Origin of the sequence: Micromonospora maris AB-18-032, from assembly GCF_000204155.1 — a bacterium.
GTDB classification, from domain to species: Bacteria; Actinomycetota; Actinomycetes; order Mycobacteriales; family Micromonosporaceae; genus Micromonospora; species Micromonospora gifhornensis.
On sequence record NC_015434.1, the window covers coordinates 129,041 to 145,367 of the forward strand.

13 protein-coding genes are annotated in these 16,327 nt (G+C 72.0%); 6 read left to right on the plus strand and 7 right to left on the minus strand.

Going from position 1 to position 16,327, the window contains the following annotated elements; translation table 11 throughout:
- Window positions 1-24: 24 nt before the first annotated feature.
- From VAB18032_RS00650 to VAB18032_RS00665, 4 genes are all read right to left on the minus strand, one after another.
- Window positions 25-960 (minus strand): DUF368 domain-containing protein, encoded by a 936-nt coding sequence (locus VAB18032_RS00650; RefSeq protein WP_013730829.1) that lies wholly within the window; start codon window positions 958-960, stop codon window positions 25-27.
- A 119-nt stretch (window positions 961-1,079) separates the two neighbouring features.
- Window positions 1,080-3,605, minus strand: coding sequence for a polynucleotide kinase-phosphatase (locus VAB18032_RS00655; protein WP_043722514.1), 2,526 nt, complete (start codon window positions 3,603-3,605; stop codon window positions 1,080-1,082).
- A gap of 67 nt (window positions 3,606-3,672) precedes the next feature.
- Complete coding sequence (locus tag VAB18032_RS00660; protein ID WP_013730831.1) at window positions 3,673-5,094, minus strand: 3' terminal RNA ribose 2'-O-methyltransferase Hen1; 1,422 nt, start codon at window positions 5,092-5,094, stop codon at window positions 3,673-3,675.
- Between the two features lie 79 nt (window positions 5,095-5,173).
- Window positions 5,174-5,386, minus strand: a complete 213-nt coding sequence (locus tag VAB18032_RS00665; protein ID WP_013730832.1) for a hypothetical protein — start codon at window positions 5,384-5,386, stop codon at window positions 5,174-5,176.
- A 162-nt stretch (window positions 5,387-5,548) separates the two neighbouring features.
- Between VAB18032_RS00665 and VAB18032_RS00670 the strand changes: the two genes are divergently transcribed.
- Both VAB18032_RS00670 and fbaA read left to right on the plus strand, forming a co-directional pair.
- Window positions 5,549-5,932 carry a phage holin family protein gene (locus tag VAB18032_RS00670; protein WP_043722518.1) on the plus strand — a complete coding sequence of 128 codons (384 nt, stop codon included), beginning with the start codon at window positions 5,549-5,551 and terminating at the stop codon, window positions 5,930-5,932.
- Between the two features lie 165 nt (window positions 5,933-6,097).
- Window positions 6,098-7,123: a class II fructose-bisphosphate aldolase gene (gene fbaA / locus VAB18032_RS00675; protein WP_013730834.1), complete on the plus strand. Its 1,026-nt coding sequence runs from the start codon at window positions 6,098-6,100 to the stop codon at window positions 7,121-7,123.
- A 112-nt stretch (window positions 7,124-7,235) separates the two neighbouring features.
- Here fbaA and VAB18032_RS00680 read toward each other — a convergent pair whose 3' ends face one another.
- Window positions 7,236-8,483 (minus strand): LOG family protein, encoded by a 1,248-nt coding sequence (locus VAB18032_RS00680; protein ID WP_013730835.1) that lies wholly within the window; start codon window positions 8,481-8,483, stop codon window positions 7,236-7,238.
- Window positions 8,484-8,809: 326 nt separating this feature from the next.
- Here VAB18032_RS00680 and VAB18032_RS00685 point away from each other — a divergent pair, with 326 nt between their 5' ends.
- The gene (locus VAB18032_RS00685) at window positions 8,810-9,238 is read left to right on the plus strand and encodes a DUF3151 domain-containing protein (protein WP_013730836.1); all 429 of its coding nucleotides are present in this window, start codon (window positions 8,810-8,812) and stop codon (window positions 9,236-9,238) included.
- Window positions 9,239-9,431: 193 nt separating this feature from the next.
- On the opposite strand, the gene VAB18032_RS00690 is transcribed toward VAB18032_RS00685, so the two are convergent.
- Together VAB18032_RS00690 and VAB18032_RS00695 are read right to left on the minus strand one after the other, a co-directional pair.
- Window positions 9,432-11,606: a MinD/ParA family ATP-binding protein gene (locus VAB18032_RS00690; protein WP_013730837.1), complete on the minus strand. Its 2,175-nt coding sequence runs from the start codon at window positions 11,604-11,606 to the stop codon at window positions 9,432-9,434.
- Window positions 11,607-11,675: 69 nt separating this feature from the next.
- Window positions 11,676-12,674, minus strand: coding sequence for a diacylglycerol kinase family protein (locus VAB18032_RS00695; protein WP_013730838.1), 999 nt, complete (start codon window positions 12,672-12,674; stop codon window positions 11,676-11,678).
- A 124-nt stretch (window positions 12,675-12,798) separates the two neighbouring features.
- Here VAB18032_RS00695 and VAB18032_RS00700 point away from each other — a divergent pair, with 124 nt between their 5' ends.
- The 3 genes from VAB18032_RS00700 (at window position 12,799) to VAB18032_RS29820 (ending at window position 16,207) form a co-directional block, all read left to right on the plus strand.
- Entirely contained in the window at window positions 12,799-14,088 is a 1,290-nt protein-coding gene (locus VAB18032_RS00700; RefSeq protein ID WP_013730839.1) for an adenylosuccinate synthase, read from the plus strand.
- A 127-nt stretch (window positions 14,089-14,215) separates the two neighbouring features.
- A complete protein-coding gene (gene purD, locus VAB18032_RS00705) occupies window positions 14,216-15,463 on the plus strand; it encodes a phosphoribosylamine--glycine ligase (protein WP_043719216.1) in 1,248 nt (415 codons plus the stop codon).
- Between the two features lie 150 nt (window positions 15,464-15,613).
- Entirely contained in the window at window positions 15,614-16,207 is a 594-nt protein-coding gene (locus VAB18032_RS29820; RefSeq protein ID WP_013730841.1) for a MauE/DoxX family redox-associated membrane protein, read from the plus strand.
- Window positions 16,208-16,327: the final 120 nt, after the last annotated feature.

Sequence of the window (16,327 nt, forward strand, 5' to 3'; positions counted from 1 at the left end):
CGGGTAGCCACCAGACGGCGGGTGTCAGTGCCGTTGAGGTGTCTCGTACGCCTCCTCGGTGAGATCCTGGGCGGCGCGACGCAACCGTCGACGTTCGGCGACGACCATCGCCGTGACCACGGCGATGCCGACCAGGAACAGCGCGGTGATGGGCAGGATATTGTCGCCCGGCGCGTGGAGGGTCCGCTCGTCGGACTGCCACGGCCATAGTGCCCGAAGGCTGCCCAGCAGGGCACCGGACATGACCGCGAGAGTCATCCGGCGGTGCTCCTCCAGCAGCCACTGAAGCAGCTTGACGAAGAGCGACAGGCCGATCACCATGCCGGTCGCGAAGATCGCCAGGTAGCCGAAGTCGCGGTCGTTCAACGCGGTGATCGTCGGCTCGTACAGGCCGACGGTCAGCAGCAGGAACGACCCGGACACCCCGGGCATCACCAGGGCACAGACCGCGATGGCCGCTGCCATCAGCACGATCAGCGGATGCGGGTCGAGAGTGGCCTGCGGCAGGCCGGTCAGCGCGAACGCGCCCACCGCGGCGAGGACGAGGGCCGCGATCTCCTTGCGCCGCCACGGTGCGCCCACCATCGACACCGGTACCAGCACCGAGGCGAGCACCAGCCCGAGGAAGAGCCCTCGGGTCTGCTCCGGATAGTCGGTGAGCAGCGGTTCGAGGGTCTTCGCGGCGATCAGCAGGCCCGGCAGCATGCCGATCAGCAGCGGGACGACCACCTCCCAGTGCACCTGGCGAAGCTGCTGCCTGGCGCGGATTCCGCCGCGCCCACGCGGCAGGTCCGACGCGGCGTACCGGATCGCGCTCACCACGTGGCCGGCGGAGGCGATGACCCGTTCGTACACGCCGGTGACCAGTGCGATCGTTCCGCCACTGATCCCTGGTACCGCCTCGGCCACACCGATGGCAGCGCCACGTACCCCGTGCCCCAACCGTTCGCCAAATGCCACGAAGAATCCGTCCTGTCGGTCGCCCGGCCTGACCGAATGGCCTCCGGCGCGGCCACCCAGGCTACCGGTACGTGATCCGACGGCCTGGGCCGGTCACCGTCGAGGGTCGGCCGACCGGGTCACAGTCGAGGGTCGACCGGCTCGGACTCGCAGGCCAGAATGGCGAAGACCAGCTCGTGTCGGCGCCACAGCGGTGCACCATCGGCCAGGGCGTCCAGCGCCGCCAGGCCGAGCCCGTGCTCGCGCAGGGCCAGCCCCCGCTTGCGACCCAGCGACCGGCTCCGCAGCGCGGCCAGTCGGGCCGGCTCGGTGTAGCTCGGGCCGTAGATGATCCGCAGATACTCCCGCCCCCGGCACTTGATGCCCGGCTGGAGCAGGGAACCCCGCTCGCTGCGGGCCGCCGGACCGGCGTACGGCTTGACGACCATGCCTTCACCGCCGTCCGCGGTCAACGCCAGCCACCAGTCGGTGGCTTCGCGTACCGCATCGGCGTCGGACAGGTCGACCACCTGACGACGGGTGGTGGTGAAGAACTCCGGATCCGCCGCGCAGAGCCGGTCGGCCAGGGCGAGGTGCCAGCCGTGATCCCGGTCGGCATAGCTCGCCTTCCGCCCCGCCAGCACCGCGAACGGTGCCAGGGTCACGCCACGCAGACCGTCCGTCGGGCGTACGTACGCGCGATAGGCCGCCGTGTAGGCGAGCAGGTCGGCACGCTGACCGGCCACCCGATCGCGCAGAACACCGACGTCCAGCCCACGGGCGGCCGCCACGTCCAACACCGCCAACGCTGCCGGCAGGGCCGTGCGGCCGGCCGCGCCGACGCTCGCGTACTGCTCGCGGATCAGGCCACCGGCCTTGGCCGACCAGGGCAGCAGCTCGCAGTCGAGCAGCAACCAGTCGGTGTCCAACTCCTCCCAGAGCCCGGCGGCGGAGACCGCCGTGCGGACCCGGGCGAGCAGTTCGGTGTCCAGCGGGTCACCGAAGAAGGGCCGACCGGTGCGGGTGTGCACCACCCCGCCACCGGGACCGAACGGGCCGCCGTCGGCCTCCCGGCAGACCAGCACGACCGCGCGGGAGCCCATGTGCTTCTCCTCGCAGACCACCCGGTCCACCCCGGCCGCCCGGTAGTCGGCGAAAGCTTCCGCCGGGTGCTCCAGGTAACCGTCCAACTTCGAGGTCGAGCACGGTGCCATGGTGGGCGGCAGCCAGGCCAGCCAGCGCGGGTCGACCGCGAAGCGGCTCATCACCTCCAACGCGGCGGCGGCGTTCTCCGCCGGCACGGTGAGCGAGCTGTACGGGTGCTCCACGTGCCGCCGGCCGACCACGTCGGTCAACTCCAGCACCTCGTCCGGCCGGGCCGGTACGGCGGTCAGCGGGCGGACCGGGGCGTACCACTCACGCTCCGCCGGCACCGCCACCAGCTCCCGTTCCGGGTAGCGCAGCGCGGTCAGCCGCCCGCCGAACACGCAGCCGGTGTCGATGCAGATGGTGTTGTTGACCCACTCCGGCTGCGGGGTGGGGGTGTGACCGTAGACCACCGTCGCTGCGCCCCGGTACTCCCGCGCCCACGGGTAGCGCACCGGCAGGCCGTACTCGTCGGTCTCGCCGGTGGTCTCGCCGTACAGCGCGAACGCGCGTACCCGGCCGGACGCCCGCCCCTGGTACTCCTCCTTCAGCCCGGCGTGCGCCACCACCAACCGGCCGCCGTCGAGCACGTAGTGGCTGACCAGGCCGTCGACGAAGGTCGCCACCTCGGCGCTGAATTCGTCCGGCTCGGCGGCCAACTGCTCAAGCGTCTCCGCCAGACCGTGGGCCACCTTCACGTTGCGCCCGCGCAGCTTGCGCAGCAGCTTCTGCTCGTGGTTGCCCGGCACGCAGAGCGCGTGCCCGGCCGCGACCATGCCCATCACCAGGCGGAGCACGCCCGGTGAGTCCGGGCCGCGGTCCACCAGGTCACCGACGAACACGGCGGTACGCCCCGCCGGGTGCGTGGCGTCCACCGCCCGGCCCGCCTCGTCGCGGTGCAGCTGCCAGCCCAGCCGACCGAGCAGCGACTCCAGTTCGGCGCGGCAGCCGTGCACGTCACCGACGATGTCGAACGGTCCGGTCAGCTCCCGCCGGTCGTTGAACAGCCGCTCGAAGCGGATCTGCGCGGCGTCGATCTCGTCGACGCCCCGCAGCACGTGCACCTTGCGGAAGCCCTCCCGGGCCAGCTGCGCGTACGTCCGGCGCAGGTCGCGGGACATCCGGGCGAGCACCTGCTTGCCGAAGGTGCGGTCGGCCCGGGCCTCGGTACGCGCCCAGGCCAGCGCCTCCGGCACGTCCAGCACGATGGCCACCGGCAGGACGTCGTGTTCGCGGGCCACCCGGACCAGGGCGGCCCGGGCGTGCGGCTGGAGGTTTGTCGCGTCGACCACGGTCAGCCGACCGGCCCGCAGCCGCTTGCCCGCCACGTAGTGCAACGCGTCGAAGGCGTCTGCGGAGGCGGACTGGTCGTTCTCGTCGTCGGCGACCATCGCCCGGAAGGCGTCGGACGAGAGCACCTGACTGGGCGCGAAGTGTCGGCGGGCGAACGTGGACTTGCCGGACCCGGAGACGCCGACCAGCGCCACCAGCGCCAGCTCCGGAACACCCAGTACAGCCACCACGCCTCCTTGAAAGGAAGGGCCCCTTATTAACGCCTCCGGTAGAGCAGGGGCCCCTTGTTAACACTCAGGTTCGGGTGAACACGGCCAATTGCGTCGGCGCGCCGACCTGCGGGTCGTCGTCGCCGACGCCGCGTACGACGGCGGAGTAGCCGTACGTCGCACTGACCCGGTCGACCCACTCGGCGAACTCGGCACGGGTCCACTCGAAGCGGTGGTCGGAGTGCCGGAACGCGCCCGCCGCGAGACCCTCGTACCGGACGTTGTGCTCGACGTTGGGCGTGGTCAGCACGACCGTGGCCGGTCGGGCGTAACCGAAGACCGCGTCCTCCAGCGCCGGCAGGCGCGGCGGATCGAGATGCTCGATGACCTCCATCAGCACGGCGGCGTCGTACCCGCGCAGCCGCTCGTCCCGGTAGGTCAGCGCGGACTGGTGCAGGGTGACCCGGTTGCGCTGCCGCTCGGGCAGCCGGTCGAGTCGGATCCGGCGAGCGGCCAGGCTGAGTGCCTGGGTGGAGACGTCGGTGCCGACGATCTCGGTGAACCGGCGGTCCCCGATCAACGTGGCCAGCAGCGCACCGCCGCCGCAGCCCAGGTCAAGTACGCGCTGGGCACCGGCCTCGACCAGCGCGGTGTGCACCGCCTCCCGGCGTCGGGCGGCCAGTGACGCCCGAGGTGCCTGGGCCGGCCGGTCCGCCACGCCGTCGTCGACACCCGGCTCGTCGGTGGGGCACTGTGCGGCCAGCCGCTCCAACGCCTGACCGGCAAGTGCCCGCCGGTGGGCCAGGTAGCGACGCACGATCAGCCCCCGCTCCGGGTGGCCGGCGAGCCAACCGGCACCGACCCGTAGCAGCTTGTCCACCTCGTCCGGGGCCACCCAGTAGTGCTTGGCGTCGTCCAGCACGGGCAGCATGACGTACAGGTGGTTGAGGGCGTCGGCGACCCGGAGGGTGCCGGTGAGAGTGAGGTCGATGTAGCGGCTCTCGCCCCACTGCGGGTGCTGCTCGTCGAGCGTGATGGCGGTGGCGGTCACCGTCCAGCCGAGCGGGCCGAACAGCCGGGTCGCCACCTCGGCACCGCCCCGGCAGCGCAGCACGGGCACCCGGATCTCCAGCGGGATGCTGGTGGCGGCCAACTCCGGCCGGTCCCGGGACTCGCCGCGCAGCGCCGACCGGTACACCCGGGACAGCGCCGAGGCGAGCAGGCTGGACGCGGCGTACGGCCGGTCGTTGACGTACCGCCCGAGGGTGAAGCTCTCCGGGGTCGCGGTCGGCTGCCGCCCACGGCCCCGGCCCCGCGCGGTGGCCAGCTTTGTCGGGTCGACGTCAAGCAGGAGAGCGGCGGTGCACCGCGCTTCGTCGGCCTGCGGATAGAACACGTGCGCCGTACCGACCGGCACGTCGAAGGCGTGCGTCCGGTCGGGATGCTTGACCAGCAGGTGACCGAGATCGGTCGCCGGTCGGTGCGTCGTGGTCAGGGTCAGCAGCACGGGCCAATGGTGTCAGCTCCGTCGATCTTGCGTCGTCCCGTTTTCGGCCAGCCCTGCAACGCTGCGGCCCCAGCACAGGTCAGCGGTAGTCGTCCTCGTCGGCGGCGACCACCCGGGCCTGCTCCATCGCGTCCCAGTCGTCGACCTCGAAGCCGCGGTGCGGCTCGTCGTCGGCCCGGGTCGGATCGACCACGGCGGCCTGCTCGATCGCGTCGGCCGGCTCAGCCTCCAGATCGCGCTCCTCCGGGCTGAGGTGGTCGCCGGGAGCGAAGTCCTCGTCAGGCTGACCCATTCGATGCCTCCGGGTAGTCGGTGGACGGTACCCACCCACGGTACGGGCTGCGCACGCACCTCGCTGGCAACCGACCTGCCGGGCGCGTGAGGGTACGCCGTGACCGCAGGTCAGTCGGCCGAACCGACCCGCCGGTGGCCGCCCCGATGCCAGGATGTGGTCGTGGGCTTCCTCATCCGACTGGCGACCACCGCCGTGGCACTGTGGGTCACCACGCTTATCGTGCCCGGAGTCGAGGTGACCGGACGCAGCGGCTACGACACCGCCTTCACCCTGCTCATCGTGGCGTTGATCTTCGGGGTGATCAATGCGGTGCTCAAGCCGCTGATCAAGGTGGTGGGCTGCGTCTTCTACCTGGTGACTCTCGGCCTGTTCGCGTTGGTGGTCAACGCGTTGTTGTTCCTGTTGACCGACTGGGTCGCCGGCGTGCTGAAACTGCCGTTCCATGTGAACGGTTTCTGGGCGGCCTTCTGGGGCGCCATCGTGATGGCAGTGGTCACCTGGCTGATCAGCGTCATCGTGCCCGACTCGACGGACCGGCGGTGAGCGCTCGGCGCGCTGGGCCGGTTGTGCCCGGCTGCACGAGCTACGGGATACTGCCCGCGGAGGACAGCGCGGTCCGGCGTGCCCAGTGGTATCAGGCGCCGTAAACCGGCACGCAAGGAGAACAGCGGCCGCACGGCCGACAGCGGCAAGTAAGGAGCGTTCGACATGCCCATCGCTTCCCCCGAGGCTTACGCCGAGATGCTGGACCGCGCCAAGGCGGGCCGGTACGCGTACCCGGCGATCAACGTGACGTCGTCGCAGACGCTCAACGCGGCGCTCAAGGGCTTCGCCGACGCGGAGAGCGACGGCATCATCCAGGTCTCCACCGGCGGCGCCGAGTACCTCTCCGGCCCTTCGATCAAGGACATGGTCACCGGCGCGGTGGCGTTCGCCGCGTACGCGCACGAGGTGGCCAAGAAGTACCCGGTCAACATCGCGCTGCACACCGACCACTGCCCGAAGGACAAGCTGGACAAGTTCGTCCGGCCGCTGATGGCCATCTCGCAGGAGCGGGTGAAGGCCGGCCAGGAGCCGCTGTTCCAGTCGCACATGTGGGACGGCTCGGCCGTGCCGGTCGCGGAGAACCTGGAGATCGCCGAGCAGCTGCTCGCCGAGGCCGCCAAGGGCAAGATCGTCCTGGAGATCGAGGTCGGCGTCGTCGGCGGTGAAGAGGACGGCGTCGAGAACGCCATCAACGACAAGCTCTACACCACCGTCGAGGATGGCCTGGCCATGGTCGAGGCGCTCGGCCTGGGCGAGAAGGGCCGCTACATGGCGGCGCTGACCTTCGGCAACGTGCACGGCGTCTACAAGCCGGGCAACGTCAAGCTGCGCCCCGAGGTGCTCAAGCACATCCAGGAGGCGGTCGGCGCCAAGTACGGCAAGGAGAAGCCGCTCAGCCTGGTCTTCCACGGTGGCTCCGGCTCGCTGCTGTCCGAGATCCGCGAGGCGCTCGACTACGGCGTGGTGAAGATGAACATCGACACCGACACCCAGTACACCTTCTCGCGCCCGGTGGCGGACCACATGTTCCGCAACTACGACGGCGTACTCAAGGTCGACGGCGAGGTCGGCAACAAGAAGCTGTACGACCCGCGGGTGTGGGGCAAGGCCGCCGAGGCCGGCATGGCCGCCCGCGTGGCGGAGGCCTGCGAGCACCTGCGCTCCACCGGCACCACGATGACCAAGTGACGTACTAGACGTCCCGACGGCGGCGGTCAGGCTCCTTCCCGGAGCCTGACCGCCGCCGCTCTGTTAACAAGGGGCCCTTCCTCTACCGGAGGCGTTAACAAGGTGCCCTTCCTTACCGCAGCAGCAGGCGGACGGCCTCGTGGGCGTCGTCGGTGAGGTGCACGGTGTCGGAGAGGTCACCGAAGGGCGAGGTCGCCAGCAGCGGACGCAGCAGCGACTCCACCGGCAGTTCCTCGGTCCAGTAGGCACGGTCCAGGAACACGTAGGCACCGCTGGCTCCGTCGGTGCCGTAGTAGGTCTTGGTGGCGGCCTGGAACACCTCCTGCACGGTGCCGGCCCGGCCGGGAGCGAAGACGATTCCGCCCCGGGCCAGCCGCAGGATGGTGTCCTCCCGGATGGCGTTGGAGAAGTACTTGGCGATCCGACCGGCGAACAGGTTCGCCGGTTCGTGGCCGTAGAGCCAGGTCGGCACCGCCAGCCCGCCGCAGTGGGCCCAGTCCAGGTCACCGGTGGCCAGCTCGGTCGAGTCGGCCTGGTACGCCGTCGCCGGCTCGGTGCCGTCCGGCGGTGGGGTGACCGAACGGCCGAACAACTCCCGGACGCGAAGTGCCACCGCCGTGTAGCGGTCGTGGTCGCTGAAGTCGGGTGCGGTGGCGAGCAGGTCGATGGCGGCGGTCAGATCCTCGGCCGGGCGGGTCGACAGGTACGCGCCCAGGTTGGCGGCCTCCATCACGCCCGGCCCGCCGCCGGTGACCACCAGCCGGTTTGCTCGGGCCAGTTCTCGGCCGAGCACCGCGGCCATCCGGTACGACCGGCTGCCCCGGCGTACCGCGTGCCCGCCCATCACGCCGACCACCGACTGCGGCCCGTGCGCGGTCAGCCAGGCACGGGTGGCATCGGCGAGCGCGTTGTCCACGCCGTGGTCGTGCAGCCGCTGGCCGAGCGCCTCCCGGACGTCGGGCAGCGCCCCGCCGTGGGCCCGGAAGTGCGCGTACACCCGGGCGTCGTACATCGCCTCGAACCCGCCCTCGGCGAAGCCGGCGGCCAACTCCTCCGGGGTGTAGAGGTGCGGCGGCTGGGTCGGGTAGGGCAGCCCGGAGAACGGCGGCACCACGTTCGCGCCGCGCCGGACCAGGTCGGCACCGACCTGCCGGGAGGCGAAGCGGCAACCGACGAAGAGTGTCCCGGCCACCTCGACGGTGGTGAAGTCGGGGATCGGGTCGAGATCCAGCCGAAGGCCCTGGACGGTGAGACCGACGAGGCTTCCGCTGGCCAGCCGCCGGTCGAACTCGGCCCGGGTCTGAATCTCGTTTGTCCAGGTGTGCGGCTCGATGACGTCCGCGGGGGGTGGAGTCGGCACCTGATCATCCTGCCCCGCCGGCTCAACCCGCGCCGACTTGCCCCGGTCCGGCGTCGACCCGCTCGCCGCTGGACGGGAGCGTCGGCGGTGTTGGGGCGAGGGCGTCGACGGCGGTGGGCGGGAGCGTCAGCAGCGGTGGGCGGGAGCCCGGCGGCCTGGCCGGGCTCCCGCAATCCGGTTCCTGGAGAGGCTCCGGAGATTCAGTTGTAGTGGATTGTTCCAATTGGCGGCATGGGCCGCAGGCGTGACAGACCTCTCGGCCGTTCAGTCAGCCGGCTTGCCGGACCCGCTCGCGTACCGCCGGTCGATGCGGGTTGAATGGGGCGATGCAGAACCTCCTACCTGAGCCACCCGCCACGCTCCTGCCCGCCGACGAGGAGGCCGACGCCGCCCTGACCACGGCGGAGCAGGCCGGCAGCGACGAGGCGTACGCCGAGGCGGCGGCCCGGTTCCCGAGCCACAGCGCCGCCTGGGCCGTGCTGGCCACCCGGGCCTTCGCGCAGGATCAGGCCGTCGCGGCGTACGCGTACGCCCGCACCGGCTACCACCGTGGCCTGGACCAGCTGCGCCGCAACGGTTGGAAGGGGCACGGTCCGGTGCCCTGGTCGCACGAGCCGAACCGGGGCTTCCTGCGCTGCCTGTACGTGCTCTCCCGGGCCGCCGACGAGATCGGCGAGGCCGACGAGGCGGCCCGCTGCGCCCAGTTCCTCCGCGACTGCGACCCGGCCGCCGCCGACGCCCTCGCCAGCAACTGACCCTCAACCCCGGGTAGCCCCTCACCGCAGTGACCCGCCTGCCCTGAGCGCCGCGGTGACGCCGCCCACCAGCATGATCGCGCTCGATCCCGGATCGAGTGGTCTCCCTCGCGTTGGAAGCCACTCGATCCCGGATCGAGCGCGCCGCGTCCCCGCCCACGCGGGTCCCCGCTCGCGCGGGTCCCCGCTCGGGCTACAGGCCCTCGGCCACGGCGGCGGCGATCTTGAGCCAGGCGTCGCGGGTGGCCGCTGACAGGCCTGCGTATCGGATGGGCTCGCCGGTGTCGATGAGCCGCTCGTACGGCGCCAGCAGCACCGCCCGGGTACGCGCGGCGAAGTGCTCCTGGATCGCCGGCAGGTCGATCTCCTTGCGCGACGGCGGCATCGAGACGACCGTGACCGCCTGCCGGACCAGCCGTTGCCGTCCGCTCTGCTCCAGGTGGTCGAGCATCCGGGCGGCGGTCTCGGCCGAGTCGTTACGGGCCGACATGGTGACCACCAGTTGGTCGGTGGCGTCCATCGCCGCCTGCCAGTTCTGTGCCCGGACGTTGTTGCCGGTGTCCACGAAGATCAACTTGTAGAACCGGCTGACCACCTCGCGGATCTCACCGAAGGCCGCCGCGGTGAGCATCTCGCCCCCGGTGGCCGACTCGTCCGAGGCGAGTACGTCGAACATCCCCTCGCCCTGCGAGCGGACGTACTGCGACAGGTCGCCGACCCGGCCGTGCGCACCGTGGAACTGACCCAGATCGCGCAGCAGGTCCCGCACCGTACGGGAGTGGAAGTCCTGCTGGGCGCGCATGCCGAGGGTGCCCTGGGTCTCGTTGTTGTCCCAGGCCAGCACGTAACCGCCACGCTTCTGCCCGAAGGTCATGGCGAGCAGCAGGATGGCCACCGTCTTGCCGGCACCACCCTTCGGGTTGACCACGGTGACCTGACGCAGCCCGCCGAAGTTGCGGCGCACCATCTCGATGTCGCGCTTGAGTTCGAGTTCGTGCCGGCCCGGTGGCAGCTTCACCAGGCCCGTCTTGTTGACCACTGCGCGTACGCCCATCGTCGCGACCGGGTCGGTGGGGCGCACCTGCCGCCGTCGCGCGAAGTCCTCCGCGGTGGGTGCACCGCCGGTCTCCTGGGTCCAGCCCTGATCAGCGTACCCGGTCCGGGGCGCGGTCTCCGTCGGCTGGTACGGCACCGCCGGCGGGCCCTGCTGCTGCCAGGGGGCCGGTTGCCAGGCCGGCTGCGGCGGGAAGGGCCCGGGTGGTGTTGCGTACGGCGGCGTGACCTGGGGTGCGCCCGGCCCGGGGTGAGGCGCGGCAGGTGCCCTGACGTCGGCCGGCGGCGGCACCGCGGCCGTGAAGGGCCCCGGCTGGAGTACGGGCGTCTCGGGACCAGCCACGACACCCTGCTGAGGTGCGGGAGGGTGCGGTAGCGGCTCGCCGTGCGGTGCGGGAGGGTGCGGCACCGGATCGCCGTGCTGGGGTGTGGCCACACCGTGCTGTGGCACGGGGAAGCTGCCGCGCTGGGGCGGCGGAAAAGCCGCCTGATCCGGTCCGGGCTGCTGGGGTACCGCAGTGCCGGACAGCAGGGTGTCCGGCGGCGCGGACGGCACCGGCGGGAGTGGCTGAGCCGGCCCGGCCCAGGTGGGGCGAGGCACACCGACCGCGGCCTCGGCCCTGCCGCCGTTCTCCGACGGGGTGGCGACACCGGACCGCTGTGGCGGCTGCGCCCACGGTGACTCCATCGGCCGGGTCGTCGAGGTCGCGTCGCCGCTCTCCGCTGCCGCGGAGTCCGCCCCGGCGTCGGGCGCGTCACCCCGCTCCGCCGGCACGTTGTCGCTCACCGCGCGAGGCCCACTGTCCCGGCTCGGCGTGAGGGCGGTCGGTGGGTCGAGGGTGAACGGCAGGTCCAGGTTGACCTGACCGGACTCCGGCGGCGGCCCGACCGGGGTCGCTCGTCCGGATGCGGTCGGCGGCGCCGAGAACGAGCCGCCGTTGCCCGGCCCCCACGCGCTGGCGGCCGGACCCGGATCCGGATCAGCGGAAACGGGCGGTTGCGGCGGGGTGGGCACCGGTGCCCAGCCGGTGGCGGACGGCCCACCGCCGGTCAACGACGGGTAGTCGGCGGGCGACGGCGGGACGGCCGGATATCCGCCCGGCGTCGCGGAGTGGGTGGCCGGCGGGTGGTCACCGGGTGACGTCGCCGGTCGACCGCCGGGCGGTGGGGCGACAGGCGGGGCGGGCGGTGGGGCGTCCCACCCCGACGTGCCGAAGCCGTCGATCTGGTCGGGTGGCCAGAGTGGTTCGATGTCCCGTTCCGGCACCCCATGCTGGCCGGGCACGTGCACCCGGTCGGCGTTCTCGTCCACCACGGTTCCTCCCCAGTCCTCCAGCCGAGGATAGGCCCACCGGACGATCTCGGCCGCCGGTGCGGGACGCGGTCAGGGCGTCCAGACCGCCCAGGCGCCCGGCTCGGTCCACCAGGACCGCTTACGGGTCAACTCGCCCTGCACACCGTCGTCCAGGTAGGGCAGCGCGGCCTCGTCGCGAGGCAGCACCGAGGCGGCTCGACCGCGGGCCCGGCGGACCTCCAGGCGTACCCGCCGACGGCCCAGCCGCGACCGGGTGACCACCGGTACGGCCACCGCCACCTCGACCAGCCCGTCGCTCGGGTCCGGGTCGGCGAGCAGGGTGACGTCGTCGAGCCGGGCGTAACCGCCCGCGTTGCCGATCACGCAGGCCAGCAGGGGATCGTCGCCGTCGGAGAGCACGGCGTCGTCCACCTCGACCCGGCCGCGCCAGTGCAGCGGTCGGCCGTCCTCGCTCGCGGCGCCGAGCAGGGCACCGTCCAGCGTGACCGAACCACCGTCGTTGCGCAGCAGGTCGAGCCGTCGGGGCGTGCCGTCGAGCACCGCGGCGGCCACCGCAGCCGGGTCACGCGGCAGGCCGAGCTGCGCGGCCAGGTCACGGTGCGTCGTGCTGCGGGCCGGGTCCAGCGGCAGTACGCCGATCGGCGGCAGGTCCGGCACGGTCCGGTTGCCGGCCAGGTCCGCCGGGCGGCGGCTGGGCGGTGGGGCGTACCGTCGGACCAGTCGGCGCAGCACGGCGCGCAACTGTGCGTCACCGGCGACGGCGACCACCAGGCGGATCTTGGAGTCGGGGTCCGGCCAGGTGAGGCCGTCGGGCCGGGCCGGGCCGTCCAGCCGGGCCAGCACGTCGTCGATCTCCGCGTCCGAGCGGGCGGTCACCGCCTCCACCCGGGCGCCTCGGGCGGTCAACGCGTCCGCACAGGCCAACACGGGTACGCGGGGCGTCTCGCAGCGGTCGTCGCGGTCCTTCGTCGCTGCCACGTCGCCGCCACAGCAGGCTTCGCCGCTGCCGCACCCGGCCCCGGAAGCGTCCCGCTCCGAGCCCAGAGTGAGCAGCACCACGTCGTACACGGGTAGCTCCTCCTGCTTTGTCTGCGCGACCCCTGCCGGTCGAGCCGTCACTACTTGTTAACCTGACACCCCGGGCTCGCTGACCGGTCGCCATCTGGCACCCGAGCCTTCTGGAGGCGAGAAGATGCCAGCGATCGTGCTCATCGGCGCTCAGTGGGGCGACGAGGGCAAGGGCAAGGTTACCGACCAGCTGGGTGAGCGGGTCGACTACGTCGTCCGCTACTCGGGCGGCAACAACGCCGGCCACACGGTGATCACGCCGGACGGCCAGAAGTACGCCCTGCACCTCATGCCCTCCGGGGCGCTGTCCCCGAACGCCGTGATCGTCATCGGCAACGGTGTGGTGGTCGACCCGAAGGTGCTGCTCAGCGAGATCGACGGCCTCGCCGAGCGGGGCGTCGACGTGTCCCGGCTGCGGATCTCCGGCGACGCGCACCTGATCATGCCGCACCACCGGGCGCTGGACCGGGTGGTGGAGCGCTACCTGGGCAGCTCCCGCATCGGCACCACCGGCCGGGGCATCGGCCCGGCGTACGGCGACAAGGTCGCTCGGATGGGCATCCGGGTGCAGGACCTGCTCGACCCGGGCATCCTGCGCAAGAAGCTGGAACTCGCGCTGCGCGAGAAGAACCAGGTGATGTTCAAGGTCTACAACCGCAAGGCCATCGACCTCGACGCCACCATCGAGGAGTACCTGGAGTACGCGGAGCGGCTGCGGCCGTACATCGCGGAGACCCGGTCGATGCTCTGGGACGCGCTGGACCGCGGCGACACCGTCCTGCTGGAGGGTGCCCAGGCCACCATGCTCGACATGGACCACGGCACCTACCCCTTCGTCACCTCGTCGAACCCGACGGCCGGCGGGGCGTGCGTGGGCGCGGGCATCCCGCCGACCGCGATCACGAAGGTGATCGCGGTGAGCAAGGCGTACACCACCCGGGTCGGCTCGGGCCCCTTCCCGACCGAGCTGTTCGACGACAACGGCGCCCACCTGCGCAAGGTCGGCCACGAGTACGGCACCACCACCGGCCGGGAGCGTCGCTGCGGCTGGTTCGACGCCGTGGTCGCCCGCTACGCCTGCCGCCTCAACGGCGTCACCGACCTGGTGATCACCAAGCTGGACGTGCTGACCGGCCTGGCCACGGTCCCCATCTGCGTCGGGTACGAGATCAACGGCAAGCGTGTCGACGACATGCCGATGACCCAGACCGACTTCCACCACGCCACCCCGATCTACGAAGAGCACGACGGCTGGTGGGAAGACATCACCAAGGCGCGGACCGAGGAAGACCTGCCCGACAACGCGAGGCGCTACATCGCCCGCATCGAGGAACTCTGCAGCACCAAGGTCTCAGTGGTGGGCGTAGGCCCCGGCCGCGAAGAAAACGTGACCCGCCACCCCCTCCTCCCTTAGCCCCCTCCGCGCCCGCTGCCGCCGTACGCAGAGTTGATCAGGAGGTTCTGGTCGCGGACGGCCGGATCTGAGACGCAAACGTCTTGATCAACAGGGGTGGGGGTGGGGGTGGGTAGGATGCCGGGTCGTGCGGGTTTTGTTGTTGGGTGGCGGGGGGCGGGAGCATGCGCTCGCGCTGCGGCTTGCCGAGGATGCGTCCGTTTCCGAGTTGATCTGCGCGCCGGGTAACCCGGGGATCGCGGGGGTCGCCCAGCAGCGGTCGGTGGACATCGTCGATCCGGGTGCCGTCGCGGCGCTCGCCGTCGAGGTGGCGGCGGACCTGGTGGTGATCGGGCCGGAAGCGCCGCTGGTCGCCGGGGTCGCCGACGCGGTACGCGCCAAGGGCATCCCGGTCTTCGGACCGAGCGCCGAGGCGGCCCGGCTGGAAGGGTCGAAGACGTTCGCCAAGGACGTGATGACCGCCGCCGGTGTGCCCACCGCTCGGGCGTACACCTGCACCGAGGCCGAGGGCGTCGGTGAGGCGCTCGACGAGTTCGGCCCGCCGTACGTGGTGAAGAACGACGGGCTCGCGGCCGGCAAGGGCGTCGTCGTCACCGACGACCGGGCGGTGGCGCTGGAGCATGCACAGGAGTGCGGCCGGGTGGTGATCGAGGAGTACCTCGACGGCCCCGAGGTGTCACTGTTCGTGGTGACCGACGGCGAGGCGGCGGTGCCGCTGCTGCCGGCGCAGGACTTCAAGCGGGTCGGCGACGGCGACACCGGCCCGAACACCGGTGGCATGGGGGCGTACGCTCCGCTGCCCTGGGCCCCGGCCGGTCTGGTCGACGAGGTCATGCGCGACGTGGTGTACCCGACGCTTACCGAGATGCGTCGCCGGGGCACCCCGTTCTCCGGTCTGCTCTACGTCGGGTTGGCGATCACCGCCAAGGGTCCTCGGGTGATCGAGTTCAACGCCCGTTTCGGTGACCCGGAGACCCAGGTGGTGCTGGCTCTGCTGGAGACTCCGCTGGCCGGGCTGCTGCACGCCGCCGCCACCGGCACGCTGGCCGACCACCCGCCGCTGCGCTGGCGCGCCGGTGCCGCCGTGACCGTCGTGGTCGCGGCCGAGGGCTACCCGGCCACGCCGCGTACCGGTGACGTGATCACCGGGGCGGACCGTCCGGGGATCATCCACGCCGGCACCCGCCGGGCCGCCGACGGCGCGTTGCTCTCCGCCGGCGGCCGGGTCCTCTGCGGTACGGCCACCGGCGCGGACCTGGCCGCCGCACGCGATGCCGCCTACCAGTTGGTACGCGAGGTGACGCTGGAGGGCTCGCACCACCGCTCCGACATCGCCGCTGTCGCGATCGACGGGGGAGTCGTCGTCCCCCGCTGACCGCCGCTAACACCGGTTCGCCAGGTTGGTGCGGGCGGCAGCACGTCGCTGCACACCGCCGGTTCACTTCACGACCGTCGGTGGCGCCCCGACACCCTCCATGCCCACCTGGACCTGTGGATCCGGTGCCAGTCGGACCGAGGAGGCACGGTGAGTGGGTTCTCGACGCTGGTGACCGTGGTGGCTCTGGGTGGTGCGGTGCTGCTGTTCGTGGCCGGTGTCGGCCATGCCGCCCGCCCGCACCGGGTCCGGGCGCTGCTGGCCCGGCAGGCGCTGCTGCCGTCCGTCGTCCGGATCTGGACCGGTCGGCTGCTGGGTGCCACCGAGGTCGGTGTCGCCGTTGTGGTCCTTGGCGTCGTGCTGCTCGTACCGCACTTGTCGACGGTCGGATACGCCCTGCTCGCGGTCACCTACGCCGTCCTGGCGGGCTACGCCGAGGTGCTTCGACGGCGTCGCCCCGGTACACCCTGCGGCTGCCTGGCGGGTGGCCGATCCACCGGGCTCCCGGTGGTGATCCGCGCACTGATCTTCGCCGCAGCCGCCACCACAGCAGCCGCAACAGCCGCCGCCGTGGCCGGGTCGGTCGGCACGGCGGCAGAGGGCGGTGCGGTGATCCGACCGGGACTCGAACTGTGGTTGGCCGCCGCCGTGACGGCGGCAGCCGGGTGGTTGGTGCCGGAGTTGGTCAGCGGCGGAGCGGTCGCCGACAGCTCGGGAACGGGGACTTCGACCTCTGCGCGCTGAAGTTCGGCACTCCGCAGCGGCCATCCGTAGACCGTCGCCGCAGCGGCCACGGTCAGGGCGACGACCACCGCGAGCACGAGCGCGATCCGGGCGAGCGGGCGACGAGACCGTACGAAGCGC